Source organism: uncultured Aquimonas sp. (genome assembly GCF_937888285.1).
Classification (GTDB): domain Bacteria; phylum Pseudomonadota; class Gammaproteobacteria; order Xanthomonadales; family Xanthomonadaceae; genus Aquimonas.
Genome location: NZ_CALART010000030.1, coordinates 64,415 through 88,324, shown reverse-complemented (window position 1 = coordinate 88,324; position 23,910 = coordinate 64,415). Strand labels below are relative to the sequence as shown.

General features: G+C 69.4%; 18 protein-coding genes and 1 pseudogene. 12 read left to right on the top strand and 7 right to left on the bottom strand.

What is annotated here, in order from left to right; all coding sequences use genetic code 11:
- Positions 1 to 57 precede the first annotated feature (57 nt).
- Positions 58 to 1,371 (bottom strand): amidohydrolase family protein, encoded by a 1,314-nt coding sequence (locus Q0654_RS08430; RefSeq protein WP_298852682.1) that lies wholly within the window; start codon positions 1,369 to 1,371, stop codon positions 58 to 60.
- 428 nt (positions 1,372 to 1,799) lie between these two features.
- Between Q0654_RS08430 and Q0654_RS08425 the strand changes: the two genes are divergently transcribed.
- The 9 genes from Q0654_RS08425 (at position 1,800) to Q0654_RS08385 (ending at position 14,615) form a co-directional block, all read left to right on the top strand.
- On the top strand, positions 1,800 to 2,963 hold the full coding sequence (locus tag Q0654_RS08425) for an acyl-CoA dehydrogenase family protein (RefSeq protein ID WP_298852680.1): 1,164 nt from the start codon (positions 1,800 to 1,802) through the stop codon (positions 2,961 to 2,963).
- Positions 2,953 to 4,299, top strand: a complete 1,347-nt coding sequence (locus Q0654_RS08420; RefSeq protein WP_298852677.1) for a hypothetical protein — start codon at positions 2,953 to 2,955, stop codon at positions 4,297 to 4,299. Before Q0654_RS08425 ends, Q0654_RS08420 begins: the two co-directional genes overlap by 11 nt.
- Before the next feature lie 166 nt (positions 4,300 to 4,465).
- A complete protein-coding gene (locus Q0654_RS08415; protein WP_298852675.1) occupies positions 4,466 to 5,224 on the top strand; it encodes a PspA/IM30 family protein in 759 nt (252 codons plus the stop codon).
- A gap of 287 nt (positions 5,225 to 5,511) precedes the next feature.
- On the top strand, positions 5,512 to 7,161 hold the full coding sequence (locus Q0654_RS08410) for an AAA family ATPase (protein ID WP_298852673.1): 1,650 nt from the start codon (positions 5,512 to 5,514) through the stop codon (positions 7,159 to 7,161).
- Positions 7,158 to 8,033 (top strand): hypothetical protein, encoded by an 876-nt coding sequence (locus Q0654_RS08405; protein ID WP_298852671.1) that lies wholly within the window; start codon positions 7,158 to 7,160, stop codon positions 8,031 to 8,033. Before Q0654_RS08410 ends, Q0654_RS08405 begins: the two co-directional genes overlap by 4 nt.
- Before the next feature lie 52 nt (positions 8,034 to 8,085).
- On the top strand, positions 8,086 to 9,771 hold the full coding sequence (locus Q0654_RS08400; RefSeq protein ID WP_298852669.1) for a phosphate ABC transporter substrate-binding/OmpA family protein: 1,686 nt from the start codon (positions 8,086 to 8,088) through the stop codon (positions 9,769 to 9,771).
- Positions 9,772 to 9,837: 66 nt separating this feature from the next.
- Positions 9,838 to 10,410, top strand: a complete 573-nt coding sequence (locus Q0654_RS08395; RefSeq protein ID WP_298852667.1) for an excalibur calcium-binding domain-containing protein — start codon at positions 9,838 to 9,840, stop codon at positions 10,408 to 10,410.
- Between the two features lie 138 nt (positions 10,411 to 10,548).
- Positions 10,549 to 13,566 carry a diguanylate cyclase gene (locus tag Q0654_RS08390; protein WP_298852664.1) on the top strand — a complete coding sequence of 1,006 codons (3,018 nt, stop codon included), beginning with the start codon at positions 10,549 to 10,551 and terminating at the stop codon, positions 13,564 to 13,566.
- Between the two features lie 107 nt (positions 13,567 to 13,673).
- A complete protein-coding gene (locus Q0654_RS08385) occupies positions 13,674 to 14,615 on the top strand; it encodes a 2OG-Fe(II) oxygenase (RefSeq protein ID WP_298852661.1) in 942 nt (313 codons plus the stop codon).
- A 290-nt stretch (positions 14,616 to 14,905) separates the two neighbouring features.
- Here Q0654_RS08385 and Q0654_RS08380 read toward each other — a convergent pair whose 3' ends face one another.
- From Q0654_RS08380 to Q0654_RS08355, 6 genes and pseudogenes are all read right to left on the bottom strand, one after another.
- Positions 14,906 to 16,879 (bottom strand): methyl-accepting chemotaxis protein, encoded by a 1,974-nt coding sequence (locus Q0654_RS08380; protein ID WP_298852658.1) that lies wholly within the window; start codon positions 16,877 to 16,879, stop codon positions 14,906 to 14,908.
- 16 nt (positions 16,880 to 16,895) lie between these two features.
- A complete protein-coding gene (locus Q0654_RS08375) occupies positions 16,896 to 17,444 on the bottom strand; it encodes a DUF6436 domain-containing protein (protein ID WP_298852656.1) in 549 nt (182 codons plus the stop codon).
- A gap of 300 nt (positions 17,445 to 17,744) precedes the next feature.
- Positions 17,745 to 19,304 (bottom strand): 23S rRNA pseudouridine(2605) synthase RluB, encoded by a 1,560-nt coding sequence (gene rluB, locus Q0654_RS08370; protein WP_298852654.1) that lies wholly within the window; start codon positions 19,302 to 19,304, stop codon positions 17,745 to 17,747.
- Positions 19,301 to 20,287 (bottom strand): SMC-Scp complex subunit ScpB, encoded by a 987-nt coding sequence (gene scpB / locus Q0654_RS08365; protein ID WP_298852651.1) that lies wholly within the window; start codon positions 20,285 to 20,287, stop codon positions 19,301 to 19,303. The genes rluB and scpB overlap by 4 nt, the downstream gene beginning before the upstream one ends.
- Before the next feature lie 229 nt (positions 20,288 to 20,516).
- Positions 20,517 to 21,353 (bottom strand): annotated as a pseudogene (locus Q0654_RS08360) (ScpA family protein); the annotation flags it as partial.
- A 274-nt stretch (positions 21,354 to 21,627) separates the two neighbouring features.
- A complete protein-coding gene (locus Q0654_RS08355; RefSeq protein WP_298852649.1) occupies positions 21,628 to 22,263 on the bottom strand; it encodes an L-threonylcarbamoyladenylate synthase in 636 nt (211 codons plus the stop codon).
- A 191-nt stretch (positions 22,264 to 22,454) separates the two neighbouring features.
- On the opposite strand from Q0654_RS08355, the gene Q0654_RS08350 reads away from it, so the two are divergent.
- From Q0654_RS08350 to Q0654_RS08340, 3 genes are read left to right on the top strand one after another with little or no spacing between them, the layout of a single operon-like run.
- Positions 22,455 to 22,754, top strand: a complete 300-nt coding sequence (locus Q0654_RS08350) for a YciI family protein (RefSeq protein WP_298852647.1) — start codon at positions 22,455 to 22,457, stop codon at positions 22,752 to 22,754.
- On the top strand, positions 22,751 to 23,023 hold the full coding sequence (locus Q0654_RS08345; RefSeq protein WP_298852646.1) for a BolA family protein: 273 nt from the start codon (positions 22,751 to 22,753) through the stop codon (positions 23,021 to 23,023). The genes Q0654_RS08350 and Q0654_RS08345 overlap by 4 nt, the downstream gene beginning before the upstream one ends.
- Positions 23,020 to 23,898 (top strand): peptidyl-prolyl cis-trans isomerase, encoded by an 879-nt coding sequence (locus tag Q0654_RS08340; RefSeq protein WP_298852644.1) that lies wholly within the window; start codon positions 23,020 to 23,022, stop codon positions 23,896 to 23,898. The genes Q0654_RS08345 and Q0654_RS08340 overlap by 4 nt, the downstream gene beginning before the upstream one ends.
- The last annotated feature ends 12 nt before the right edge of the window (positions 23,899 to 23,910 follow it).

Sequence of the window (23,910 nt, the reverse complement as noted above, 5' to 3'; positions counted from 1 at the left end):
TGCGCAAGCCGGCTCCGGGGCAACGCTGATGCATTCAGCCTTGCCCGAAGCAGGTTCTCAGGGCGCCTTGACCACGTCGCCGGCCTTCATCACGAACTGCACATCGCGCATCAGGCCGATGTTCTCGATCGGATTGCCAGCCACGGCGACCACGTCGGCGAGCTTGCCGGCTTCCAGGCTGCCCAGGCTCTCCCATTCGCCGAGCAGCTCGGCGGCGTTCTTCGTCGCGCTCTGCAGGGCAAAGCTGGCGGGCATGCCGGCCTCGACCATCAGCTCGAACTCACGCGCGTTGTCGCCGTGCGGGAACACGCCGGCGTCCGTGCCGAAGGCGATCCTGACACCGGCGGCATGGGCGCGTCCGGCCGTGCCCTGGATCAGCGCGCCGATGCGCTGGGCCTTGGGCCGCACGATCTCCGGGTAGTAGCCGACCTCGCGGGCCTTCTCGCTGACGAACACGCCGGCGCTGATGGTCGGCACGTACCAGGTGCCTTTCTCGCGCATCAGCTTGAACACGTCCTCGTCCATGTAGGTGCCGTGCTCGATCGAGTCGACGCCGGCCGCCACCGCGCGGCGCATGCCCTCCTTGCCGTGCGCGTGGGCGGCGACCTTGTAGCCGTAGTCGCGTGCGGTCTCGACGATGGCGCGGATCTCGTCTTCCATGAACTGCGGGTTGTCGCCGCTCTTGGCGAAGCTCAGCACGCCGCCGGTGGCGGTGAGCTTGATGACGTCCGAGCCTTCCTTGTAGCGCTGGCGCACCGCGCGACGGGCCTCGTAGGGCCCGGCGACCACGCCTTCCTCCGGACCGGGCCAGCCCAGCGATTCCGCCAGCTCGCGGTTGATGCCGTTGCGTGGATCGGCATGGCCGCCGGTGGTCGCCAGGGACTTGTCGGCGGCGAAGATGCGCGGGCCGACGATGCGCCCCTCGTTGATCGCATTGCGCAGGGCGAGCGTCTGCAGACCGCCGAGGTCGCGCACCGTGGTGAAGCCGGCCTTGAGCGTGGTCTCCGCATAGCCCACCGAGCGCAGGGCGTAGTCCTCCGGATTCAGGCGGAAACCTTCGGAATAGGCCGCCGGGCTGGTCTGCGAGCCGAGGTGCACGTGCATGTCGATCAGGCCCGGCAGGCAGGTGTGGGCGGACAGATCGATGGCGGTGGCATCGGCGCCGAGTGTCGATGCCTCGACCTTGCCGGCACGCACTTCCGTGATGCGGCCCTCGTTGATGACCAGGCTGTGCTCGCCGAGCAGGCGCGCGGAGTTCGCGTCGAAGACCTGCCCACAGTGCAGCACCTGCGGCGCGGCGTGCGCTGCGAGTGCGGCGGACAGCGAAACGGCGAGCAGCGCGAGCTGGGCGCGGCAATGGCGTGCGTGCATGGTGTTCCCCTGATTGAATGCTGCGAGCGCGCCGCGAATCGGCGCGAGTCCCCGCGGCGATGGTAGGCGAGGGCGCGGCAGGTCGTGCCTGTCGGAAGTCGGGGGTGCCGCCTCGGATGGCGTTCGGGCTAGGGCCTTCGCACGCGTGGAGCGCGGTGTCGCCTGCAAGCGGGCTCCTACGCAAGGCGGTGGCGTGCTGAGGTCAAGCCTTCCGGGCTGCCCTGCCTCTGCAGATGCAAAGTCGCGCACGCGAACCACACACCCGCGGACAGCCGCCAGACCAGCGCGAACCTGCCGGCGGTACACGAATCCCGAATCCCCACTCCCGAATCCCGGCTCCAAGCCGTTCCGCTCCACGGCACGTTGATGCCTGCGAAGGTCGGGCCCGGCTACAATTCGCAACTTCCAACCACCGATCGACCGCCCCCATGCCCCTGAACGCCTCCGACCTGTTCGATGTCCGCTCGCTGCTCACCGACGAGGAGCGCGCCGTGCAGGACACCGTGGCCCGCTTCACCGACGAGCGCGTGCTGCCGATCATTGGCGACTGCTTCGACCAGGGGCGCTTCCCGAAGGAACTGGTGCCGGAGATCGCGAGTCTCGGTCTGTTGGGCTCCTCGCTGCCCGAAGACTACGGCTGCGCCGGCCTGAACGCGGTCAGTTACGGCCTGATCTGCCAGGAGCTGGAGCGCGGTGACTCGGGCATCCGCAGCTTCGTCTCGGTGCAGAGCTCGCTGTGCATGTATCCGATCTACGCCTATGGCTCGGAAGAGCAGCGTCGTCAGTACCTGCCGGGCATGGCACGCGGCGAGATCATCGGCTGCTTCGGCCTGACCGAGCCGCACGGCGGCTCCGACCCGGCCAACATGAAGACCCATGCCAAGCGCGACGGCGACGACTGGGTCATCAACGGCGCCAAGATGTGGATCACCAACGGCAACCTGGCCCACATCGCCATCGTCTGGGCGATGACCGATGAAGGCATCCAGGGCTTCATCGTGCCGACCGACAGCAAGGGGTTCGCGGCCCAGGAAATCCACCGCAAGATGAGCCTGCGCGCCTCGGTGACCAGTGGCCTGTTCTTCGACAACGTCCGCGTCAACGACCGCCAGCGCCTGCCCAACGTCAAGGGCTTGAAGGGGCCGCTGGGCTGTCTGACCCAGGCCCGCTACGGCATCACCTGGGGACCGATCGGGGCAGCCATCGCCTGTTACACCGAAGCGGCGAACTACGCCAAGGAGCGCATCCTGTTCAACCGCCCGATCGCGGCGACGCAGGCGGTGCAGATCAAGCTGGCCGAGATGGCCCGCCGCATCACCCTGGCGCAGCTGCTGGTGCTGCAGCTTGGCCGCCTGAAGGATGCCGGCCAGATGCAGCCGACCCAGGTCAGCCTGGCCAAGTGGAACAACTGCCGGATCGCGCTCGACATCGCCCGCGAGGCCCGCGACATTCTCGGCGGCTCGGGCATCACCACCGAGTACTGCCCGATCCGGCATGCGCTGAACCTCGAATCGGTCATCACCTACGAAGGCACCGAGACCGTCCACCAGCTGGTGGTGGGCCGCGAGGTGACCGGGATCAATGCGTTCTGATCCGCTGCGCTTCGGCCGGCGCCTGCGGGCGCTGGTCGAGGCGGTCGCTCGCTGCGGCGCTTCGCGCTTGTGCGTGCGCTCGGCGTTGACTGCAGCCTTGCTGTGCAGCGCGCTGCTGGCCCTGCCGCTCAGCCTGCAGGCGCAGCCGCTGCGGCCGGTGCAGTGGCCGAACGGCAACCCTGAACTTGTCGTCGACGGTCCGGCTGGCGTCGCCGATGCCACCGGTCGACGCGGGCTGGCGCCGGCGCTGCGGGCGCTGCGCGGACCCAGCCGCGGCATTGCGACCGGCCTGGAAGAGGGCGGCGTCCAGCGCGTGAGCAGCGAGGCGCGGCCGGGCGTGAATCTCGGCTTCTTCGATCTCGGCCCGAACTGCGACCGCGAGCCTTTCGGCGTGCTCGCCAACCTGCACAAGCCAGGCGTGCGCCAGCGCGTCACCGACATCCTGGTCGAGCTGCGCGCGCGCGGCAGCGAGAGCATCGCGGTCGGCATCTACCACTTCCGCGCGCCCGGCTCAGCCGATGCCGATGGCGTCTGGCCAGGCTCGGCCATCCTCGACTCGACCGGCGGCGATCTGCATCCGCGGATGCGCCAGAACCTCGCTGATCTGCTGGCCGACATCCGCGCGGCCGGCTTCGCCCAGCTGCTGGTGCGCTTCCACCCGCAGGGCGGCAACGACGTGGCGCAGTGGACCCGCTACGACGAGAGCATCTTCGAGGAGAACTGGAACCTCATCGCCAACCTGATGCCGATCATCGAAGGCTCGGGAGTCGACTACCGCGTCGACCTGATGACCGAGGGCATGCCGCGGGCGCGTTTCGTCAACCTGCTGGGGCAGACGGTGTTCCTGCCGACCGAGCCCGACAACGAGCCTTGGAGCCGCTACGCGAACCGAATGTGGCAGAACTACGTCAGCCGCTTCGACCCGCAGCGCAGCGTCGGCTTCTCCTCGATCTCGGACCCGGATCCCGACCGCCTGCGCGCGCGCCTGGAGCACACCAGCTATGTCTATCGGCTGCCGGGCGGTGAGCGTGTCTATCCCGGGGCCTTCGCCTTCTCGATCTATCGCTGGCCCGAGGCCGACGAGGGCGAGCTGTACGGGCGTATCGTCGATCGACTGCGCCGGATTGGCCTGGGCGAGGTGCCGCTGATCGTCGCGGAGTCCTACTACAACGACCGCGAGGGCATGGCCCGGCTCGCCGCGGTCGCGCGCGAGCAGCAGGCCCCGCCGCTCTACGTGCTGCACTGGCCGGTCAGTCGCGACGACAAGTCGTGCTCGCCCGACGTCAACGTCGCCTTTCCGGTCGAGATCGACCAGGCCCTGCGTTTTGGTTTCTGATCCGGCCTGAGCCGCGACGGCCCAGCGCAAGCCTTTTTCACGCAAGCCCAACGCGGTAACGTGTCGCGTCACAGTGGCGCCGACGCGTGCGTCAGGCGCCGTACCGCCGGGGAGCGTGGGAACCCCGGCCCGATCAACGCCCATCGCGGGCTTCGCTGGAGCAGCCATGTTCGGTCGCCTTGTCAATGTTGTGCGCGGTTTCTTTTCCCTGTTCATCAAGGGCATCGAGAAGCGCAACCCCGAAGCCCTGCTCGAGCTGGAGCAGGAGAACCTGCGCAAGCAGATCGGCAACTACAACCAGAGCCTGGCCGCGCACGCCGGCCTGGTCGAGCGTCTGATCTCGCAGGTGCGCAAGCTGGAGCGCGACGAGGCCGAGCTGCGCGCCAGCACCACGGCGCATCTGCGCGCCGGCAACCAGCAGGCCGCCGCCCAGTACGCGCTGCGCCTGCAGACGGTGAGCCGCGAGCTGGCCGAGAACCGCAACCAGATGGCCTCCGCGGAAGAGACCTACCAGAACCTGATCAAGGCCCGCGATGTCGCCGTGCAGGCGGCCCGCGCCAAGATCGATTCGCTGAAGGGCGCGATCAACGACATGCGCATGAAGTCGGCAGTGGCCGAGATGAACGAGATGGCCGCCGGCATGATCGGCAGCATCGGCGGCTCGGGCGACACGCTCAATCGCCTGCACGAGATGGTCGAGGAAGAGCGCAACCGCGCCGCCGGCCGCGCCCGCGTCGCCAAGGACTCGCTGGACATGACGGATATCAACGTCAAGCAGGCCGAGATGGATGCGCTGGCCTCGCAGGCCTTGGCCGACTTTGCCGCCGCCGAAGGCATCAGCCTGCCGGGGCAGGCGGCTCCTGCGGCGCAGCCGGCGACGCGCAGCATGGGCACGAGTGCGGCACCGCAGTCGGAGCAGCAGTAAGAGCCGGGATTGGGGATTGGAGGGGATTGCGGCGGTGTCGTGACTGCGCTGCGTCCGACGGTCACCTCGCAATCGCATAGGGTGGGCCCTGGCCCACCGGAGCTGCACCCTCGCCCCGGTCATTGGCTGTCCGGCCTCGATTTGCGTGGCTCGCCGGAAGCGTTCGTATGCAATGCGGCGCTTCGCACAGCCCTCTACCGGCCCCTCTCCCGTGAGGAGAGGGGTGCAGAGCGCGACCCTCAGCCGATGCTCCGCCCACACGCGGCAACCACCGGAAGACCTCGACCTTGAATACCGCCACGACCGTCCTTCCGCCCTGGGCCCAGGCCCTCAAGCTGGCCTACGAAAGCGGTGCCCATGGCCAGTTCATCCTGCACGGCAACGTCGCCGATCGCTTCGTGCTGAACGGCCGTCTGGTCGGCGTGGTCGAGTACCTCGATGCGCGACTGCTGCAGGGCTTCCCGCTGGTGTTCGTCTTCGATCCTGGCAACGGGCTGTCGGCCCTGCGCAGCAGCGAGGGTTTCCAGGCCTGGCCGGGAGCGGCGCAGCTGTCCAGCGTGGGCCACGACCCGCGCGCGGCGGTCGAGCTGATCAGCCGCTATCTGCGCTACCGCGGCAACCTGCGCGCGCTGGGCCGTGGCGAGGCCGAGCCTGTCGCGGTGCTGGTGCGCGGCGCCGACCAGTTTCTGCCGGCCAATCGCGCCGGTGATTTCGAAACCGCCAGCCTCGCCAGCCTGGTCCGCGACTGGGCGGGTGAATCCCCTTTCGCCGAGCTGCCCTTCGTCAGCCTGCTGATCGCCGACAACCTGCACGACCTGCATCCGCTGGTGGCCAACAATCCGCGGGTCGAGCGCGTGCAGCTGCCGCTGCCGCAGAAGCCCGAGATCGAGCAGGCGCTTGCGCAGCTTCGCGTCGACCACCCAAGCGCCTTCGATGCGGGGCAGGGCAGCGAGATCGCCGACCAGCTGGCCGGCGTATCCCTCAGTGCGCTGCAGTCGCTGGTGCGCCGGCGCGCGCACGAGGGTCAGCAGCTGGCCGAGGCCGACTGGATCAACGTGCGCAAGGCGATGATCGAGGGCGATGCCGCCGGCCTGATCGAGTTCATCCGCAGCGAGCGCACGCTCGACGACTACCACTCGCCCGAGGCGCTGAAGGCCTGGCTGCGCCAGGACATGGCGCTGTGGCGCAAGTCCGACCTGCGCGCGCTGCCGATGGGCTACATCTTTTGCGGGCCGGTCGGCACCGGCAAGACCTATCTGGTCGAATGCCTCGCTGGCGAGGCCAGCGTGCCGGTGGTGAAGCTCAAGAACTTCCGCGACCGCTGGGTCGGCTCCAGCGAGGGCAATCTGGAGAAGATCTTCCGCCTGATCCGCGCGCTCGGCCGCTGCATCGTCTTCGTTGATGAAGCCGACCAGACGCTGGGCAAGCGCGACTCCGGCAGCGGCGACAGCGGTCTGTCCGGGCGCCTGTACTCGATGATCGCGCAGGAGATGAGCGACGGTAAGAACCGCGGCCGGGTGATGTGGATCCTGGCCAGCTCTCGCCCCGACCTGATCGAAGTGGACTTGAAGCGTCCCGGCCGCATCGACGTCAAGATTCCGCTGCTGCCGACCAGCACGGAGCACGAGAGCGCAGGTCTGCTGCACGCGCTGCTGAAGCGCCTCGATGTCAGCCCCGGCGTCGATGCGCTCGCCGAACTCGACCTGCCCCTGCTGCTGACCCCCGGTGCCGCCGAGGCGCTGGCGGTGAAGGTCTATCGGCGCGTGCGCACGCTGGAAGAGTCCACGGTCGACGCCGTGCGCGCCTGCCTGGTCGGCTATCAGCCGCCGGTGCCGCTGGATGTGCTCGAGTTCCAGATGCGCATCGCCATCCGCGAGGCCACCGACATGCAGTTCGTGCCCGAGCGCCTGCGGCCCTACGGAGCCACGCCGGCATGAAGTACGTCTGGCGCGCCTTCAATGCCCGTCCGCTGGGCATGCCGATCCCGCCGAACTGGATCGGTCTCGCTGCCTTCGGTCTGCTCGGGGCGTTCCTGAGTCCGGGCTTCTGGGTGCTGGGCGCGGGGCTCGAAGTCGCCTACCTGTGGGCGACCTCCAGCAGCAAGCGCTTCCGCGCCACGGTCGACTCGGCAGCGTTCAAGCCCGGCCACAGCGAGCGCATCGAGGAGTCGGCCGAGGACGCGCGCTATCGCGCCCTGCTCGGGCAGCTGGGCGCCGCCGAAATCGCGCAGCACCAGCAGATCGAAGCGCGCGCGAGAGAGATCGTCGGCCGTCTGCGCAGCTCCAGCCTGATGGCCACCCATGCCGACAGCGTAGAGCAGCTCGTTTGGCTGCATCTGCGCCTGCTCGCCGCGCGCATGGCGATCGGCCACGTGGTGCAGACCGCGCAGGCCGAGAGTGCGCGCCTGCAGCAGCAGGAGGACGCGCTGCGTGCGCGCCTTGAAGACAGCAGCCTCGGCGTCGACCTGCGCCGCAGCCTGGAACAGCAGGTGTCGGTGATCGACCAGCGCCAGGCCGCGCACGCGGCCGCCGGCGAGCGGCTCGAGCATGTCGACGCCGAGCTCGCCCGCATCGACCAGCAGATTTCTCTGATCCGCGAGCAGAGCCTGCTCGCCACCGATGCCGATGGCGTCGTGCATTCGCTCAATGCCCTGGCCAGCTCATTCGACGAGGCGAACCGCTGGCTGGAGCGCCAGCGCGACCTGGCCGGCATCCTCGAAGGCCCCGAACCCGTGCGCCTGCCCAAGCGCGTGCTGCAGGGGCCGCCGCCGGTGCCGCAGCGGGGGCGCGCGTCAGAGCGGCTGTCGTGACTTCGAACCCCTGTTCAATCTGCATCGCCACCCGCGCTCAAGGAGTGCCCGCATGAACCGACTGAAGCTGCAATCCGGCAATGCCGCCGGCAAGTTGATCTCCGTGCTGCTGGTGCTCGGCCTGCTCGCACTGGGCGGCTGGCTGGTGATGCAGGACATGGGCAAGGACGCGCCCGGCGATGCCACCAGTGCCGACCGCGGATCGCGTTCTGAAACCTCGGAGGCCGCCAGCGTCGATCCGATCGAGCCGCTGACCGCGCCGCCCGTGCTTGACCGTTCCGCGCCCTACCAGATGAAGGACGGCATCCTCGATGTCGATCTGAGCGAGTACGCCGGCTACGCGGGCCTGATCGTCGCCAACGGCGGCTTGCAGCCGAACCCGGACTCTTTCTTCGCCCGCGAATACGGCTTCCAGCTGCGCATCACGCTGAGCGAGGAGGAGAGCTGGTCCAAGCTCAACAACGGCAAGGTCGCGGCCAGCGTGACCACGGCCGACGTGCTGGCTGTGCTCGGCCGCCAGTTCGACATCGTGGTGCCGGCGCAGATGGCGTTCTCGCGCGGCGCCAACATGATCGTGGTCGACAGCGGCGTCACCGGCGTCAATGCGCTGCGCGGCAAGGTACTGGCCGGCACCCAGTTCAACGAGAGCGAGTTCTTCCTGCGCTACCTCGCGTCCGAGTCGGGCGCGGCGGTGAATGTGCTGCGCGATCTCGACGCCGCGCCGCGCGCCGATGCCATCAACCTGGTGTTCTACGATGACGCCACTGTCGCCTGCGAGGCCTATGCCGAGCAACTGCAGGCCTCGCGTCCGCGTCTGAATGGCTGCATCGGCTGGTCGCCGAGCACCGACGCCACCATTGCCGGCAGCGGTGGCCGCGCCAAGATGCTGGTCTCGAACCGCAACCTGCTGGTGATCGCCGACCTGCTGCTGGTCAACGGCGAGTTCGCCCGCGCCAACGCCGACAAGGTGCAGGCCCTGGTGCACGGTCTGCTGGAGGGCAATCGCCAGCTGCGTGAATCCCCCGAGAGCCAGCTGGGCACGGTCGGCCGCGCCTTCGGCTGGAGCGTGGAAGAGACCCGCGCCGAGCTGGCCAAGGTGCACTTCTCCAACCTGCCGGAGAACCTCGCCTTCTTCGAGGGCACCATCGATGCGGCCGGCAGCTACCAGGGCATTTTCCAGAGCGCGCTGCTGGCCTATGGCGGGATCATCCGCAACCCGGCCGACCCCGCGCGCTACATCGACCTGGCCGCGCTGAAGGCGCTGCAGGTGAAGCCTGAGTTCGCCGCGCAGACGGTGGCGATCGCGCCGATCCGCACCCAGGGCGCGGTGAACCTCGAAGGCGACGCACTGCTCAGCCGCGACATCCGCTTCTTCTACCAGCCGAACTCGGCCGAGCTCGACGCCAACTCGAAGGAGAACCAGGAGTACCTGGAGATCATCCGCGGCTTCCTGCAGGTCAGCCCCGGCTCGATCGTGGTGCTGCGTGGCCACGTCGACAATGCGCGCGTCGGTGAGTTCGAGCAGCAGGGCGGGCAGGCGCTGGTGCGCAGCATGGCGCTGAAAGCCATGGAGCTGTCGCGCCAGCGCGCCGAGTCGGTGCGCGACGCGCTGCTGGCCAAGTACCCGAACATTGACGCCAATCGGCTTGAGCTGGTCGGCCGCGGCTGGGAAGAGCCAGCCGGCCCCGACAGCGAGCTCAATCGCCGCGTCGAGGTGCAGTGGTTCACGCTGGAGTGAGTCTCGGCCGCTGCCGACCTAGCTTGCCTTCGACCTCAAGCGTGCCCTCCAACTCAGGCGAGAGCCATGCGACGACACGGCGTACTGATCGAGTGGAGGGAAGCGCGAGGCTTTGGCTTCATCGAACCTGCGGGGTCGAACGAGCGCGTTTTCGTTCGTTTGTCGAGCTTTCGGGCCTCCGAGATTCGTCCATACGCGGGTCTCGTCGTGTCGTACGAGCTAGGTTCGGATACCGCGGGCCGAAAGCAGGCCATCGATGTGTTACGCCCAGGTGATGTGAATCCTGTTGAAGCCCCCGGGCGGCATTTGCCAATGCAGGCACGGGAGCACGCAGCTCCCGCGTGGCTGCGGGGTTTGATCGTTATCGCGGCACTCGCCGGCTTCGCATTCCTGTTGAGTGGCGAGGGCTGGCACAGTGAGCAGCTCGCTGAGCCGGTGGCGCGCTTGATCAAGCCGCCAGCTCACATTGCGGCCCCAGCCGCGGTGCGTGAAGTGGAGAGTTTCCAGTGTGACGGGCGCACCCGTTGCCCCCAGATGCGATCCTGTGCAGAGGCCGAGTACTTCCTGCGGAACTGTCCGGGCGTCGAGATGGACGGGGATTACGACGGGGTTCCGTGTGAGATGCAGTGGTGCCGATGACTCAACGCGCCCCAGCAATTGTTCGGATAGCGGTCCGAATCCTGCATCCTGCTGTGATCGCCTCCAGTTGTGACCTTCATGTTCCACTCTGAACCGTGGCCCATAGAGCGGTGCGTCAGGCGAGGGCGAGCCCTCGCCTTGCTAGCCCTCGCTTTGCTGTTTCCGTTCCCCGCACGCGCCGCCACCGAGTACTCGGTGGCCAACGGCCTGTCGCAGAACTCGGTGCTGTCGATGGTCCAGGACGCCGAAGGCTTCGTCTGGCTGGCGACCGAGGATGGGCTCAACCGCTTCGATGGCTACGAGTTCCGGGTGTACCGGCCGTCCGAGTCGCTGGGAGTGGGCGCGGCCGCGAACTACATCTCGGACCTCGCCCTGCAGGACCCCTATCTGTTCCTCGCCACCAATGGCGGCGGCCTGATCGTCTTCGATCGGCGCGACGGGCGCTTTCGCCACCTGGGCGTCGACGATGGACTGCAGGCGGAGCACCTGACCTCGGTCGAGGTGACCGGGCCGGGGCGACTGCTGCTGGCCTCGCGAGGTGGTCTGGAGCGACTCGCCTGGGACGGTGATCCCATGCAGGCCGATTTCAAGGTGGAACGCCTGGCACAGCAGCCGGAGCACGCTGGCCGCGAGTTCTGGGAGCTGCATGCGAGCAGCAGCGGTGTCTGGGTCGGCAGCGGTGACGGCATGTTCCGCGTCGACAGCAATGGCGAGCTGCTGCCCTTTCCGGTGCAGGGATCGACCGCACCCTTCAACACCGATGCGTTCCTGGAGCATCCGGCCGGCGTTCTGTGGATCGGCGCCTGGGACCAGGGCCTGTTCCGGCTGCGGCTGGATACCGGCGAGACGCGGCACTTCCTGCCCGGCCAGCCGCAGTCGGTGGGCCTGCGCTCGCGCCGCATCCTCTCGCTGGCCGCGGGGCCCGACGGCTCGGTGTTCGTTGGCACTGACCAGGGCCTGGCCTGGTTCGATCCGGGCTGTGACTGCCTGCGGGTGATGAACCACCGCCGCGCCGCGCGCCTCGCGGGTCGTGGCTTCCTCGTGCAGTCGCTGCTGTCCGATGAGCAGGGTGGCGTGTTCGCGGGCTACTGGGGTGAGGGGCTGGTGCGCTTCACGCCGCAGGACCGCGCCTTCCACGTCGAAGGCTACCGCGATGAAGGGCCGGCCGCGCTCAATCATCATCGCGTGCGCGCGATCCTCGAGGCCCGCAACGGCGACCTCTGGCTGGGCACCTTCGGCGGCGGCGTGCAGCGCGTGCGCGGCGAGCGCCGGCTCGGCGAGCCCTGGCGTTTCGAAAGCGAGCCCTTCGGTAGTGCCGAAGATGTGCTGCCGATGACCTCACGTCTGGTCTGGGCCCTGCTGGAAGGCCGCGACGGCCGCCTGTGGGCGGGCACCGACGACGGCCTCTTCCTGCGCACTGGCGAGTTCGAACCCTGGCAGCGCGAGCAGCCGATCGGCGTCGAGGTCGCGATGGCGGGCGTGCGCGTGCTGGCCGAGGATGCCCGCGGTCGGATCTGGGTGGGTTCCTCCTCGGGCTTGAGTCGGATCGAGTCCGGCGGCAGCGAGCGCGCGGGGATCTCGCTGGCGACGCCGGAGTTCCCGCTGTGGCGGCGGCGCCAGATGGAGAACATTCAGTCGCTGTACATCGACCCGCAGCAGCGCGTGTGGGTGGGCAGCTGGGCCGGGCTCGCGATCCTCGATGCGGACGGCGCGACAATCGCCCGCTACGGCGTCGAGCACGGCCTGCCGGCGCCCATCGTCTGGGACATCCATCGGCATACCGACGGCAGCCTCTGGCTGGCCACCAATGGTGGCGTGGTCCGGGTCGGCAATCCGGATGCGCCGGAGCAGCTGCAGCTTCGGGCGCTGGGGCGTGCCGAGGGCTTGCCCTATGGCCCCGCGCTGGGTCTCGTCAGCGATCGCAGCGGCATGCTGTGGATCACCAGCAATCGCGGGCTGCTGCGCTACGAGCCGCGCGGCGGTGGCCTGCGCCTGTTCACCCGCGCACAGGGCATTGCCGCTGACGAGTTCGCGACCCAGGCCGAGGCGCTTGGCCGCAACGGCTGGCTGTACTTTGGCGGGATCGACGGTCTTACAGCGTTCGACCCTGCCGCCCTGCCGGATGCGCTGGAGCTGCCGCGGCCCCGGCTGTCCGACCTGCGCGTCGACGGCGAAGCCGTGCCCTCGCTGGCGCCTTCGGGCACCGCTCCGGGCACGCTGCGCCTGCCGCATGACCATGGTCCACTGATCCTCGACTTCACCGGGCTCGTCTTCAACCAGCCCGAGAGCGTTCGCTTCCGCTATCGGCTGCGCGAGGACCAGGCCTTCATCGACCTCGGCACGCGGCGCTCCCTGATCCTCGACCACGTGCCGGCCGGTACCAGCACGCTGCAGCTCGAGGTCGACAACCAGGGGCAGCGGGCCGAGGCGGCGCTGGTCTCCTTCGAAGTCGTGCCGCCGTGGACCGAATCCTGGCTGTTTCGCGGCGCTGCCGTGGTGGCAGTGCTGCTGGTCCTGCTGGCCCTGTACCTGTGGCGGGTGCGCAGCCTGACCCGCCAGCGCTCGCGGCTTGAACGCCTGGTCAGCGAGCGCACTCGTGAGTTGCGCCGGCAGAAGGAGGCGCTGGAAGCCACCGCCCTGGCCCTGGGCGAGGCCAACCAGCGCTTCAAGAACCTCTCGCTGCAGGATCCGCTGACCGGGCTCAGCAATCGCCGCAGCCTGATCGAGCGCCTGCAGGCGGACTTCGCCCGCGAGACGGGCGAGCGGCCGGCGCTGCTGATGATCGACCTCGACCACTTCAAGCGCATCAACGACAGCCTGGGCCATCGCGCCGGTGACGCCGTACTGCGTGATTTCGCCGAACTGCTGCTGTCGGAAGTGCCCGAACGGGGCGCTGTCGGTCGCTGGGGCGGCGAGGAGTTCCTCTGCCTGCTGCCGGCGCATCCGCCGGAGTTCGCCTGGCAGTGGGCCGAGCGTTTGCTGGCGCGGGTTCGCGAGCGTCGCGTGCAGGTCGGCGGCCAGATCATCGAGTATCGCGCCAGCGCCGGGCTGGCCTTCGCGGCCCCCAGCGGTGGGGTCGATGCCAGCCTTGCACTGGCGGATGGCGCGCTCTATGCAGCCAAGAGCGCCGGACGCGACTGCCTGCGCCAGGCCTGAGCGCGAGTCCTTGCGCGGGCTGCACGCCGCGTCCGCCCTGCTATCGTTCGCAGCCTTCGCCGGGTCGCTGTCACTGCGAGCCGGCCCCGCACCGACCGGATTTCCCCATGTCTTCGATCCAGGATCTTGTCAGCGTCGACGTGCTCAGCCGTGCCGCCGCGCTGGGCGACGGCTTCCAGAGCGCCCAACCCTTCCGCCACCTGCAGGTCGAGGGCTTCTTCCGGCCCGACTACTTAGAGCGCCTGCGCGCAGAGTTCCCGGATTTCGATCCGCGCTTTGCCAGGAACGAGCAGGGCGAGATCGGCAACAAGGCGGTGGTGGAGCGCATCCGCGCGATCGGCCCGGCCTATGCCGCGCTCGATGACCTGATCCAATCCAAGTCCTTCCTGGACCTGGTGTCCACGCTGACCGGCATTCCCGATCTGCTCTACGACCCCTGGTACTTCGGCGGCGGTACCCATGAGAACCGCCACGGCCAGGACCTCGATGCCCACGTCGATTTCAACCGGCATCCGATCACCGGCTGGCATCGGCGGCTGAACCTGATCGTGTATCTGAACCCGGAATGGGACGAGGCCTGGGGCGGCTGCCTCGACCTGCATCGCGATCCGCGCGCGGCTGACGACGAGATCGTGCGGATCGCTCCGATGGACAACCGCTGCGTGATCTTCGAGACCAACGAGATCAGCTGGCACGGCTTCGAGCGCATCGACCTGCCCGAGGCCCGCCGAAGTCTGTCGCGGCGCTCGATCGCCCTGTACTTCTACACCCAGGAGCGGCCCGCCGAGGAGTTGGCCGATTCGCATTCGACGATCTATGTCGACCGCCCCCTGCCCGAGCGCTTCGCCGCCGGACACACGCTGAGCGAGGCTGACGCGCAGGAACTGCGCGTGCTGATCACCCGGCGCGATCAGCACATCCAGCGCCTGTATCGCGATGTTGGCCGCATCACCACCGAGCTGGACCAGGCGCGGGCCTTGCTCGCGCGCTCGCGTCTGGGGCGGGCGATCGGCCTGCTGCGGAGGGCGTGGGTGCGTTTGAAGCGCTGAGCCGCCTGCCGCGGTGATTCCGGGGTCCTCGCGGCATCGTGCGGGCGATGTCGTGTCGAGTGGCTTGGGCTCGGGCTGTGGCGCGGCGTCCCCAGCTCTGTCCGGTGCGCGACACGCGCACCCTACGGGGCAGTCGTCTGTGGGTAGGGTGCGCGCGTCGCGCACCGCGGCGCTCGGTGGCCCTGCGCTGCCCATCCGAGGCGCTGCGGGCGCCCAACACTGGCACACGATGACGCTGATCCCGAAGCCAGCGCGACTGCGTCAGCGCCTGCAGCGGGAGCGGGCGCTGCCTACAGCTTGAAGCGCGCGACCGCTTCCGCCAGCTGGTTCGCCTGCTCTTCGAGCGTGCGCGCGGCGGCGGTGGCTTCTTCGACGAGTGCCGCGTTCTGCTGGGTGGCCTCGTCCATGTGGGTGACGGTGGCGCTGACCTGTTCGATGCCCGAGGTCTGCTCGGCCGAGGCCGCGCTGATCTCGCCCATGATGTCGGTGACGCGCTTCACCGCCGACAGGATCTCGGCCATGGTGGCACCTGCCGAGTCGACCAGCTGGCTGCCGCTGCCAACGCGCTCGACGGTTTCGGAAATGAGCTGCTTGATCTCTTTTGCCGCAGCCGCCGAGCGCTGGGCCAGCGAGCGCACCTCCGAGGCCACCACCGCGAAGCCGCGGCCCTGCTCGCCGGCGCGGGCGGCCTCGACCGCGGCGTTCAGGGCGAGGATGTTGGTCTGGAAGGCGATGCCGTCGATGACGCCGATGATGTCCTCGATCTTGCGCGACTGCGCGTTGATCTGGCCCATGGTGTCGACGACCTGATGTACGGCCTGCCCGCCGCGCTCGGCGACGTCGCCGGCGCCGATCGCCAGCTGATTGGCCGAGCGCGCGTTCTCGGCATTGCCGCGCACGGTGGAGGTGAGCTCCTCCATGCTCGCCGCGGTCTCCTCAAGAGCAGCGGCCTGCTGTTCGGTGCGCGAGGACAGGTCGGCGTTGCCGGCGGCGATCTCGGCGGCGGCCTGGCGGATGGTCTGGCTCGCGGCGTTGATTCCTCTGATGGTGTCGGCCATGGCCTGCGCCGCGCTGTTGGCGTCGCTGGCGAGCCGTGCATAGGTGCCCTGGTACTCGCCGCGCATGCGTTCGCGCAGGTCGCCGCGGGCCAGGCCCTGCATCATGCGCCCGGCATCGCCCAGCACGTCGCCGAACAGCTGCACAAGGCTGTTGATGCCCTCGGCCAGCTGCTTCTGGAAACCTTGCATCCGAGTGGCATCGATGCGGTGGGCGGTGTCGCCGGCGCGGGCCGCGACCAGTGCGCCGTCCTGCATCTGGATGAAGTTGCGCAGGCTGTGGCGCAGGGTGTTGATGCTGTCGCGCAGGACTTCGAAGCGTCCCTCGGCGGCCATGTCGAGCCGCGCGCCCAGATCGCCGGCAGCCAGCTGGCCGGCCGCGCGCGTTGTCGCGCCCAGCACGTCGTCAAGCTGCTGGCAGGAGCGATTGATCGAGTCGGCGATATGCAGGTAGCGACCACGCTTGCCGGCGGAATCGACGCGGCCGCTGAAGTCGCCTTGGGCGATCGCGCCCATGACCTCGTCGACCTGGCCCAGCGAGGTCTCGATCGCCGCGGCGCTGCGCATCACCGCGTCGGCGATGCTGCCATCGGGGACCTTGCCCAGGCTGTCGAGATCGGCGGGCTCGCCATCGGCCAGCCGACGCGCCACCGAGATCAGGCGCGCCGGGTTGGCGCCGACCATCTGCACTTCGCGTTGAAGCGAACGCGCCATGATCACCAGCACGAGGGTTTCCGCCACCACGAAAAGCGCGTGGATCACGACGATGATGAAGCCGGTGTCGGCCACGAACACCCACACCGGCAGGCCCTGGCGCTGCATGTAGTCGAAGGCCAGATGGTGCACGGCGATCACCGCCGCGGCGAAGACGATCGGAATCCAGTCGCGGTAGTAGAGCAGCAGGGCCAACAGCACGAAGATGCTGAAGTGCATCTCGATCATGCCGTGGGCCTGGTGGATGGTGAGGCCCGACAGCACCATGAAGGCGGCGGCAATGGTGAGGCGCGTTGACAGGGCGCCGTTGTTCAGCAGCACCTGGGCGGCGCAGATGCCGGCGGTCGGCACGCCGATCAGCAGGAAGCTGCCCCAGGTGCCGGTGCCCAGGGCCAAACCCAGCGACAGCAGGGTCATGACCCCCACCAGAGCCAGCATGACGCGATCGGCATCGCGGCGCAGTTCGTCCAGATAGTTCAGCGGCGTAGCGCTCATGGGGATCCGTCGGGTGTCAGGTGGGGAGATAGCGGCCATCGCAGGCGCAGGGCTCGTCGATCACCGGCGCCCACAGCGGCGGTCGGTCGTCGGCCGCATGCGGAAGCACCAGTTCGACCAGGCTGCGGCCGTCGCTGCAGTGGAGAGGGGATTCGAGCGGTCCGGCGAACAGCAGCCTGCCTTGGGTGTTGAACAGGGCGGCGCCGGTGCCGGGCGGCAGCAGGTCGTGGGGCGCTTCGCTGGTGGCAGCGATTTGGGATGCCAGTCCCGTGGAGTGCGCCAGCGCCTTCAGACGCTCGCGCAGGACCGCGTCGCCTGCGCAGACGCAGGACGAGGGCAGCAGGATCAGCAGCGGACGCTGGTTGCGGCCGGCGCCGCGGGAAGCGCCCCAGGATTCGATGGATTCCACGCGCTGGGGGGCGGACGCGAGCTGGGCGCGCGCATGCGCCGGGCGACCCTCGATCAGCCAGAAGGCCCAGCCCATGGCCAGCATCCAGCCGCCGAGCAGGATGTAGCCAAGCAGGTGATTCAGCCGATCGCGCCGGGGGGCGCCTGCGATGTGCACTGGGGAGCGCGCTTTGCGGGGAGTCCCCGAGCGGCTGCAACCCTTGTGCCGATAGTCATGTCACCGCTTCGACGCGGATTGAGCCGTACCCGCCTCGGCGCGGGGACTGCGCCGGCCGTGTTTTCGGCCGCGCGCCTGCGGTGTGCCTGGGCGCAGACGCAGACTGTGCCAGGCGTCTCCGCGAACCCGGCGTTGGCGGCGCGAGGCGCTTTCTACCCCGGCTTTCGGGGCGCCCCGCCGTAGGCGGGCGCCCCAGGGATGCCGGAGGATCCAAGTGCAGCGTGGCAGGGCGGACCGGCCTCAGCGCGGACCGCGCGGGCCCTTGGGCGTGCCCTGCGGGCCGCGTCCACCGGGTCCATGACCCTTGGGACCATGCCCACCCGGGCGTGGGCCGCCCGGCTTGCCTGACGGCTTGCCACCCGGCGAGCCACCGGGGCGTCCGCCGGGCGCGCCGCCCGGACGGCCTCCCGGCTTGCCGAACTTCGAGCCACCGGGGCCGCCCGGGCCCGCGGGCCGGCCAGGGCCACCCGAACGCGCCGGCGCACCCGGACGACCGGCGCCGCCCGGACCACCGGGGCGGCCGGTGGGACGGTTCTGCGGGCGGGCCGAGGGGCTGGTGGTGGTCACGCCCTCGGGCACGTACCAGCTGCGGAACTCGCCGCTGGCGCTGGCGCCGCCCGCGGCCGTGCTGTTGCCGCTGCGCACGCGCGGGCCGCCGCGGCCGCGGGCTTCGCCGCCGGGCGCGGTCAGGGTGTTGCCGTAGTTGTCCGGGCGCTTGGCCGCGCCGCGCGGGCCGCCGGGCGCGCCGGGGCCGGACTTGAAGCCGCCCGGCTTGCCGCCGGGCTTGCGCTTGCCAGCGGGGCCGCCGGGACCACCGCGTCCCGGTCCGCGCCCGCGGCCGCGCGGGGCGTCCTCGCGGATGTTGTCGAAGGCGCGCAGTTCGCGACCCTCGTCGCCATAGGCGCCCTGGGTCCAGGCCTTCTGCTCGCGCGCGGCCGGGCGGTACTCGCTGGTCTTGGCGCGGCGCTGGCCGATCACCGGCTGCAGGGTCAGGTTGGCTTCCGGCGGCGGCAGGTTGAGGCTGGCGCGCAGCGCGTCGACCTGTTCGGCCGGCAGCGCTTCGCTCATGCCGCGCTTCAACAGGCGCGGCAGCTCGACGCCGCCGTAGCGCACGCGCTTCAGGCGGCTGACGGTGAAGCCGACGGCTTCCCACATCCGGCGCACTTCGCGGTTGCGGCCTTCGCGCAGGACCACGCGGAACCAGGCGTGACTGTCGCTGGAGCCGATCGGCTCGATGACGTCGAACTTCGCTTCGCCGTCGTCGAGCTGGACGCCGCGCTGCAGCTGGCGGATGACGTCCTCGCTGACCTCGCCGTGGATGCGGCAGACGTATTCGCGCTCGACCTCGGTGCTGGGATGCATCAGCGCGTTGGCGAGCTCGCCGTCGGTGGTCAGCAGCAGCAGGCCGGTGGTGTTGATGTCGAGCCTGCCGACCGCGATCCAGCGCGCGTTCTTCAGCTTGGGCAGCTTCTCGAACACGGTGGCGCGGCCTTCGGGGTCATCGCGGGTGGTCAGCTCGCCCTCGGGCTTGTTGTACAGCAGCACCTGCACCGGCTCGCTCTGGTTGGCGGCGACGAAGGCGCGGCCGTCGATCTCGACGCGGTCGCCGGAGGCGACGCTGCTGCCGGTCGCGGCGACTTCGCCGTTGACCTTGACTTCGCCGCGGGCGATGCGCTCTTCCAGCGCTCGGCGCGAGCCGAGCCCGGCGGTGGCCAGTACCTTGTGCAGGCGCTCTTCGACGCGGATGGCGGCAGCGCCTTCGCGCTTCAGGGACAGGACGCGGCGGGGTGTCTCACTCATGGAATCTGCTCCGGCGAAGTCTCGGACTCGCCCGTGGGGTCGGTGGTGTCTGTGGTGTTGGACGCGGCGCGCTCCTCGTCGAGGCGCGCCGCGGTGTCGAGATCGTTCTCGTAGGCATCGGCGTGCTGGGCGCCGTCGCTGCTGTCGGGGTCGGCGAGGGCCGCGTCAGCGTCGCCGCCTGCGGTGGACACTTCTGCGTCTGCGTCTGCGTCTGCGTCTGCAGCGGTCAACGCCGCTGGCGGCGTGTTTGCATCTGTGTTGCCGGCCGTGGCGCTGTCTCCGGGCGCGGCCAGTGTTTGCGCACTTTCTTCAGCATTTGGATCGATGGCGGCTTGGGCGGCGTCGGCTTCGAGTGTCGTGGCCCCCGCATCCTGGGCCTCGCCAGCGTCGGCAGCACCGGCCGGCAGCGCAGCCTTCGCGCGCGCGCCGTCGAAGTCCAGTTCGGGCTCGATGTCCGGCAGCTCCTGCAGGGCAGACAGCGGCGGCAGCTGATCGAGGCTCTTCAGGTTGAAGTAGTCGAGGAAGGCGCGGGTGGTGCCGAACAGGGCCGGCTTGCCGGGCACATCGCGGTGGCCGACCACGCGGATCCACTCGCGCTCTTCCAGGGTGCGGATGATCTGGCTGTTCACCGCCACGCCGCGGATGGCCTCGATCTCGCCGCGCGTGATCGGCTGCCGATAGGCGATCAGCGCGAGAGTTTCGAGCAGAGCACGCGAATAGCGCGCGGGCTTCTCTGCCCACAGGCGCGCGATGTGCGGGTAGATCTCGGTGCGCACCTGGTAGCGGAAGCCCGAGGCGACTTCCAGCAGCTCGACGCCGCGGCTGGCGCTGTCTTCCTGCAGCGCATGGAGGGCGCGGCGGATGTCGTCGGCGGGCGGCGCTTCGCCCTCGCCGAACAGGTCGGTCAGCTGGGCCACCGTCAGCGGCTGCGGGGCCGCCAGCAGGGCCGCTTCAAGAATGCGCTTGAGCAGGTCGAAGTCCATGCGTGGGCTAGGGCTCCTCGGTGCGGACTGGGGCAGGGGGTGTCGCCTGCTGTTCGGCGTCGGCGTCGGCGTCGATTGGATCGGTCTCCGACACATCCGCGGAGGCAGCACGCGGGAGCGACGGCATCTCATCGGCGAACACGCCCTCGCCGGTGTCATCGAGATCGCTGCCGTCGCTGCTGGGCAGGGCGTCGGCGATCGTGGTGTCTGCGTCCTCGGCGCTGGCGCCGAGCGCGCGAACGAAGATCGGCGCCAGCGGGGCCTCCTGCACGATCTCGATCAACATTTCCTTGGCCAGCTCCAGCATCGCAAGGAAGCTGACCACCACGCCGAGGCGGCCCTCCTCGGCGCGGAACAGCTCGATGAAGGACACGAAGCGGCCGTGCGAGAGGCGCTCCAGGTGCTCGCCCATGCGCGCACGCACGCTCAGCGCCTCGCGGCGGATGTTGTGGTGGCTGAACAGCTCGGCGCGCTTCAGCACGTCGCGCAGGGCCAGCAGCATCTCGCGCAGGTCGACCGGCGGAGGCAGGCGTACGCTCGTGCGGTCGCCAGTCTGCGCATGCACCACCTGGGTGTCACGCTCGATGCGGGGCAGGGCATCAATGTCCTGTGCGGCCTGGCGGAAGCGCTCGTACTCCTGCAGGCGGCGCACCAACTCGGCGCGCGGGTCTTCTTCCTCGCCCTCGGCGCTGGGCGGGCGCGGCAGCAGCAGGCGCGACTTGATCTCGGCCAGGATCGCGGCCATCACCAGGTATTCGGCGGCCAGCTCCAGCTTGATGTCCTGCATCAGGCCGATGTAGTCGATGTACTGGCGGGTGATCTCGGCGACCGGGATATCGAGGATGTCGAGGTTCTGCCGGCGGATCAGGTAGAGCAGCAGGTCGAGTGGGCCTTCGAAGGCATCGAGGATGACCTCCAGCGCGTCCGGCGGGATGTACAGATCCTGCGGAATCTGCAGCACCGGCTGGCCACGCACCATCGCCAGCGGCATTTCCTGCTGCTGGGGTGGGCCGCTGGGCGACGGGCTGGCACTGGTGTCGGCGGGCTGCGCCGAATCGACGGTCATCGTTGAGATGAATCCTGGTCTCTGCATGGCGCGCTGCGCGCCTGGGTCAATCGTCAGCGCCGGGCCGGACCGGCCTGGCGGACTTTCAGTGGACGGCTGGCGATCCGGACGACGCAGCAGGTCCACACAAGGTGCTTGCGGCGGCAGCTGCCGCCTGCGGCCGTCCCCTCGGCCGCGCGAAGCGGATCCGCTTCGCTGGTGATGCTTGATTCCGACTACGCTCGTGGATGGCACTTGGCTGAGCGCAGGGGACGGACCCCGTCCGTGCGCGACTTCAGCTGTCCAGGAAGTCCACCGCGCCCGTGCCCTTGCGGACCAGCACCGGAACGTCTCCAGACAGATCGACCACGCTGGTCGGCCCGGGTGGGCAATCCCCGGAATCCAGCATCAGATCGACGTGACGCAGGGCGTGCTCCGCGACTTCGAAGGCATCCTGACGGTCCGGTGACTCTTCGGCGGCGTCCGCGGAGAGCTCCAGAGTGGTCGAGAGCAGGGGCGAACCCCAGGCTTCGAGAAGCGCCTGCAGCACCGGGTGATCCGGAATGCGGCAGCCGATGACCTTGCGCTTGGCCTGCTTGAACCGCCGAGGCAGTTCCGAAGAAACCGGGAGGATGAAGGTGTAGGGCCCGGGAACCAGGGGCTTGACGATGCGGAAGGCACTGTCGTCGAGCTTGGCCATCCGGCCGACTTCGCTCAGGCGGGCGCAGAGTAAGGTGAAAGGATGCTTGCTGTCCAGCCCGCGCAGTTTCTGCACGCGCTCCTCCGCGCGCACCGCGTCGATCGCCCAGGCGAACAGATAGCCGGCATCCGAAGGCGCGACCAGCAGCTCACCGCGGTTGAGCGCATCGACCGCGCGCTGGATCTGCCGCGGCTGCGGGTTCACGGGATGGATTTCGATGCGATCGCCCATGGGGCTCCTTTGCAAAGCGCGCCCGCGAAAGCGTCCCGGCACGGGGCGGGGACGTTTGAGGGGGCTTGAGGGAGCGCATATGATGCGCGGTCCGCACCGGGGCCGGATAGCCCCGTGACTTCCGCCCGCCTGGCCGCGCTCCGCCGGCGGGTGCCGCCGTTCCGCTCTCCACGCTCCGCGAGGTCCGCGCCATGTGGTACCTGATCATCGGCTGTGACGCGCCCGACTCCTTGGCCAAACGGCTGGAGGTGCGGCCTGCGCATCTCGCGCGACTGCACGCGCTGCGCGACGAGGGCCGGCTGAAGCTGGCCGGTCCATTGCCGGCGATCGACGCCGAAGATCCCGGCGAGGCGGGCTTCGTCGGCTCGGCCATCGTCGCCGAGTTCGAGGACTTCGCCGCCGCGCGCGAGTGGGCGCAGACCGACCCGTACTTTGAGGCCGGCGTCTACGAATCCGTGCAGGTGCTGCCATTCCGCCCGGTGCTGCCGTGAGCGCGCGCGTCGAGGCCATTCGCGCGGCGCTGGCCGCGCTGCAGCCCAGCCTGCTGGAGATCAGCGACGACAGCCACAAGCATGCCGGCCATGAAGGCGCGCGCGACGGTCGCGGGCATTTTTCACTGCTGATCGTCAGTCCCGCCTTTTCCGGTCTCAACGCCATCGCCCGCCATCGTGCGGTGTACGAGGCCGTGGGCAGCCTGATGCAGACCGATATCCACGCGCTGTCCATGCGCGCATACGCCCCCGAGGAGTTTCAGGGATGAGCCCTGCTGTTATCCGCCCAGCTGTTGTCCGTCTGATTCTCACCGCACTCTGTGCAGCTATCGGTTTGGCGGCATGCGCGCAGCGCAGCCCCCAGGACGCCAGCGAGGACCAGGTGCTGCAGCGCCCGCCGGAAGGCCCGGTGGTGGCGGTGGTCAACGGCGAGTCCATCACCCAGCCGCTGCTGGAGACCTTCGCCCGCGGACTCGGGCTTGACCTCGCCCAGCCCGAGCAGCGCCAGCAGGCGCTGGACCGCCTGATCGAGACCCTGCTGCTGGCGCAGACCGGGCTGTCGGGCAGCGAGTCGGGCTCGGAGTCCCTGAAAGCCGAACTGGCGCTGGGGCGCATGCAGGTCCTGGCCAGCCATCAGCTGAATGCGCTGCGCGGCGAGGTCACCATCGGCGAGCAGGAGCTGCGCGACTACTACGCGCGCGAGGTCGAGCGCACCGGGCGCGTCGAATACAACGCCCAGCACATCCTGTTTGCCGACGAGGCCAGCGCCGCCGCCGCCCTGGCGGAAGCGCTGGGCGCTGACGCGGATTTCGCCGAGCTGATGCAGCGCTACTCGGCGACTGCCGTGCAGGCACGCGATCTGGGCTGGGCCAACCTCACCCAGACGCCGCCGGAGTTCGCCGAGCTGCTGGGTCAGCTGGCCGATGGCGAAGTCGCTCCGGTGGTCGTGCAGACGCGCTTCGGCTACCACGTGCTGCGGCGCGTTGCCAGCCGTGACTTCACCCCGCCGGCCTTCGAGGCCGTGCGCGCCGGCATCGAGCAGCAGCTGCTGCAGCAGGCGGTCGGCGAGCGCATCCGCGCCCTGCGCGAGACCGCGCAGATCGCTGCACCGGGCGCCAGCAGCACCAGCGCGCCGACCCAGTAAGCCCACGCCAGA

Excerpts from the sequence above, each read along its gene's own strand:
- Q0654_RS08385 (WP_298852661.1), top strand. The coding sequence starts at position 13,674 with ATGTCTTCGATCCAGGATCTTGTCAGCGTCGACGTGCTCAGCCGTGCC.
- Q0654_RS08395 (WP_298852667.1), top strand. The coding sequence starts at position 9,838 with ATGCGACGACACGGCGTACTGATCGAGTGGAGGGAAGCGCGAGGCTTT.
- rluB (WP_298852654.1), bottom strand. The coding sequence starts at position 19,304 with ATGAGTGAGACACCCCGCCGCGTCCTGTCCCTGAAGCGCGAAGGCGCT.
- Q0654_RS08340 (WP_298852644.1), top strand. The coding sequence starts at position 23,020 with ATGAGCCCTGCTGTTATCCGCCCAGCTGTTGTCCGTCTGATTCTCACC.
- Q0654_RS08405 (WP_298852671.1), top strand. The coding sequence starts at position 7,158 with ATGAAGTACGTCTGGCGCGCCTTCAATGCCCGTCCGCTGGGCATGCCG.
- Q0654_RS08430 (WP_298852682.1), bottom strand. The coding sequence starts at position 1,371 with ATGCACGCACGCCATTGCCGCGCCCAGCTCGCGCTGCTCGCCGTTTCG.
- Q0654_RS08380 (WP_298852658.1), bottom strand. The coding sequence starts at position 16,879 with ATGAGCGCTACGCCGCTGAACTATCTGGACGAACTGCGCCGCGATGCC.
- Q0654_RS08425 (WP_298852680.1), top strand. The coding sequence starts at position 1,800 with ATGCCCCTGAACGCCTCCGACCTGTTCGATGTCCGCTCGCTGCTCACC.
- Q0654_RS08400 (WP_298852669.1), top strand. The coding sequence starts at position 8,086 with ATGAACCGACTGAAGCTGCAATCCGGCAATGCCGCCGGCAAGTTGATC.
- scpB (WP_298852651.1), bottom strand. The coding sequence starts at position 20,287 with ATGGACTTCGACCTGCTCAAGCGCATTCTTGAAGCGGCCCTGCTGGCG.
- Q0654_RS08415 (WP_298852675.1), top strand. The coding sequence starts at position 4,466 with ATGTTCGGTCGCCTTGTCAATGTTGTGCGCGGTTTCTTTTCCCTGTTC.
- Q0654_RS08420 (WP_298852677.1), top strand. The coding sequence starts at position 2,953 with ATGCGTTCTGATCCGCTGCGCTTCGGCCGGCGCCTGCGGGCGCTGGTC.
- Q0654_RS08350 (WP_298852647.1), top strand. The coding sequence starts at position 22,455 with ATGTGGTACCTGATCATCGGCTGTGACGCGCCCGACTCCTTGGCCAAA.
- Q0654_RS08355 (WP_298852649.1), bottom strand. The coding sequence starts at position 22,263 with ATGGGCGATCGCATCGAAATCCATCCCGTGAACCCGCAGCCGCGGCAG.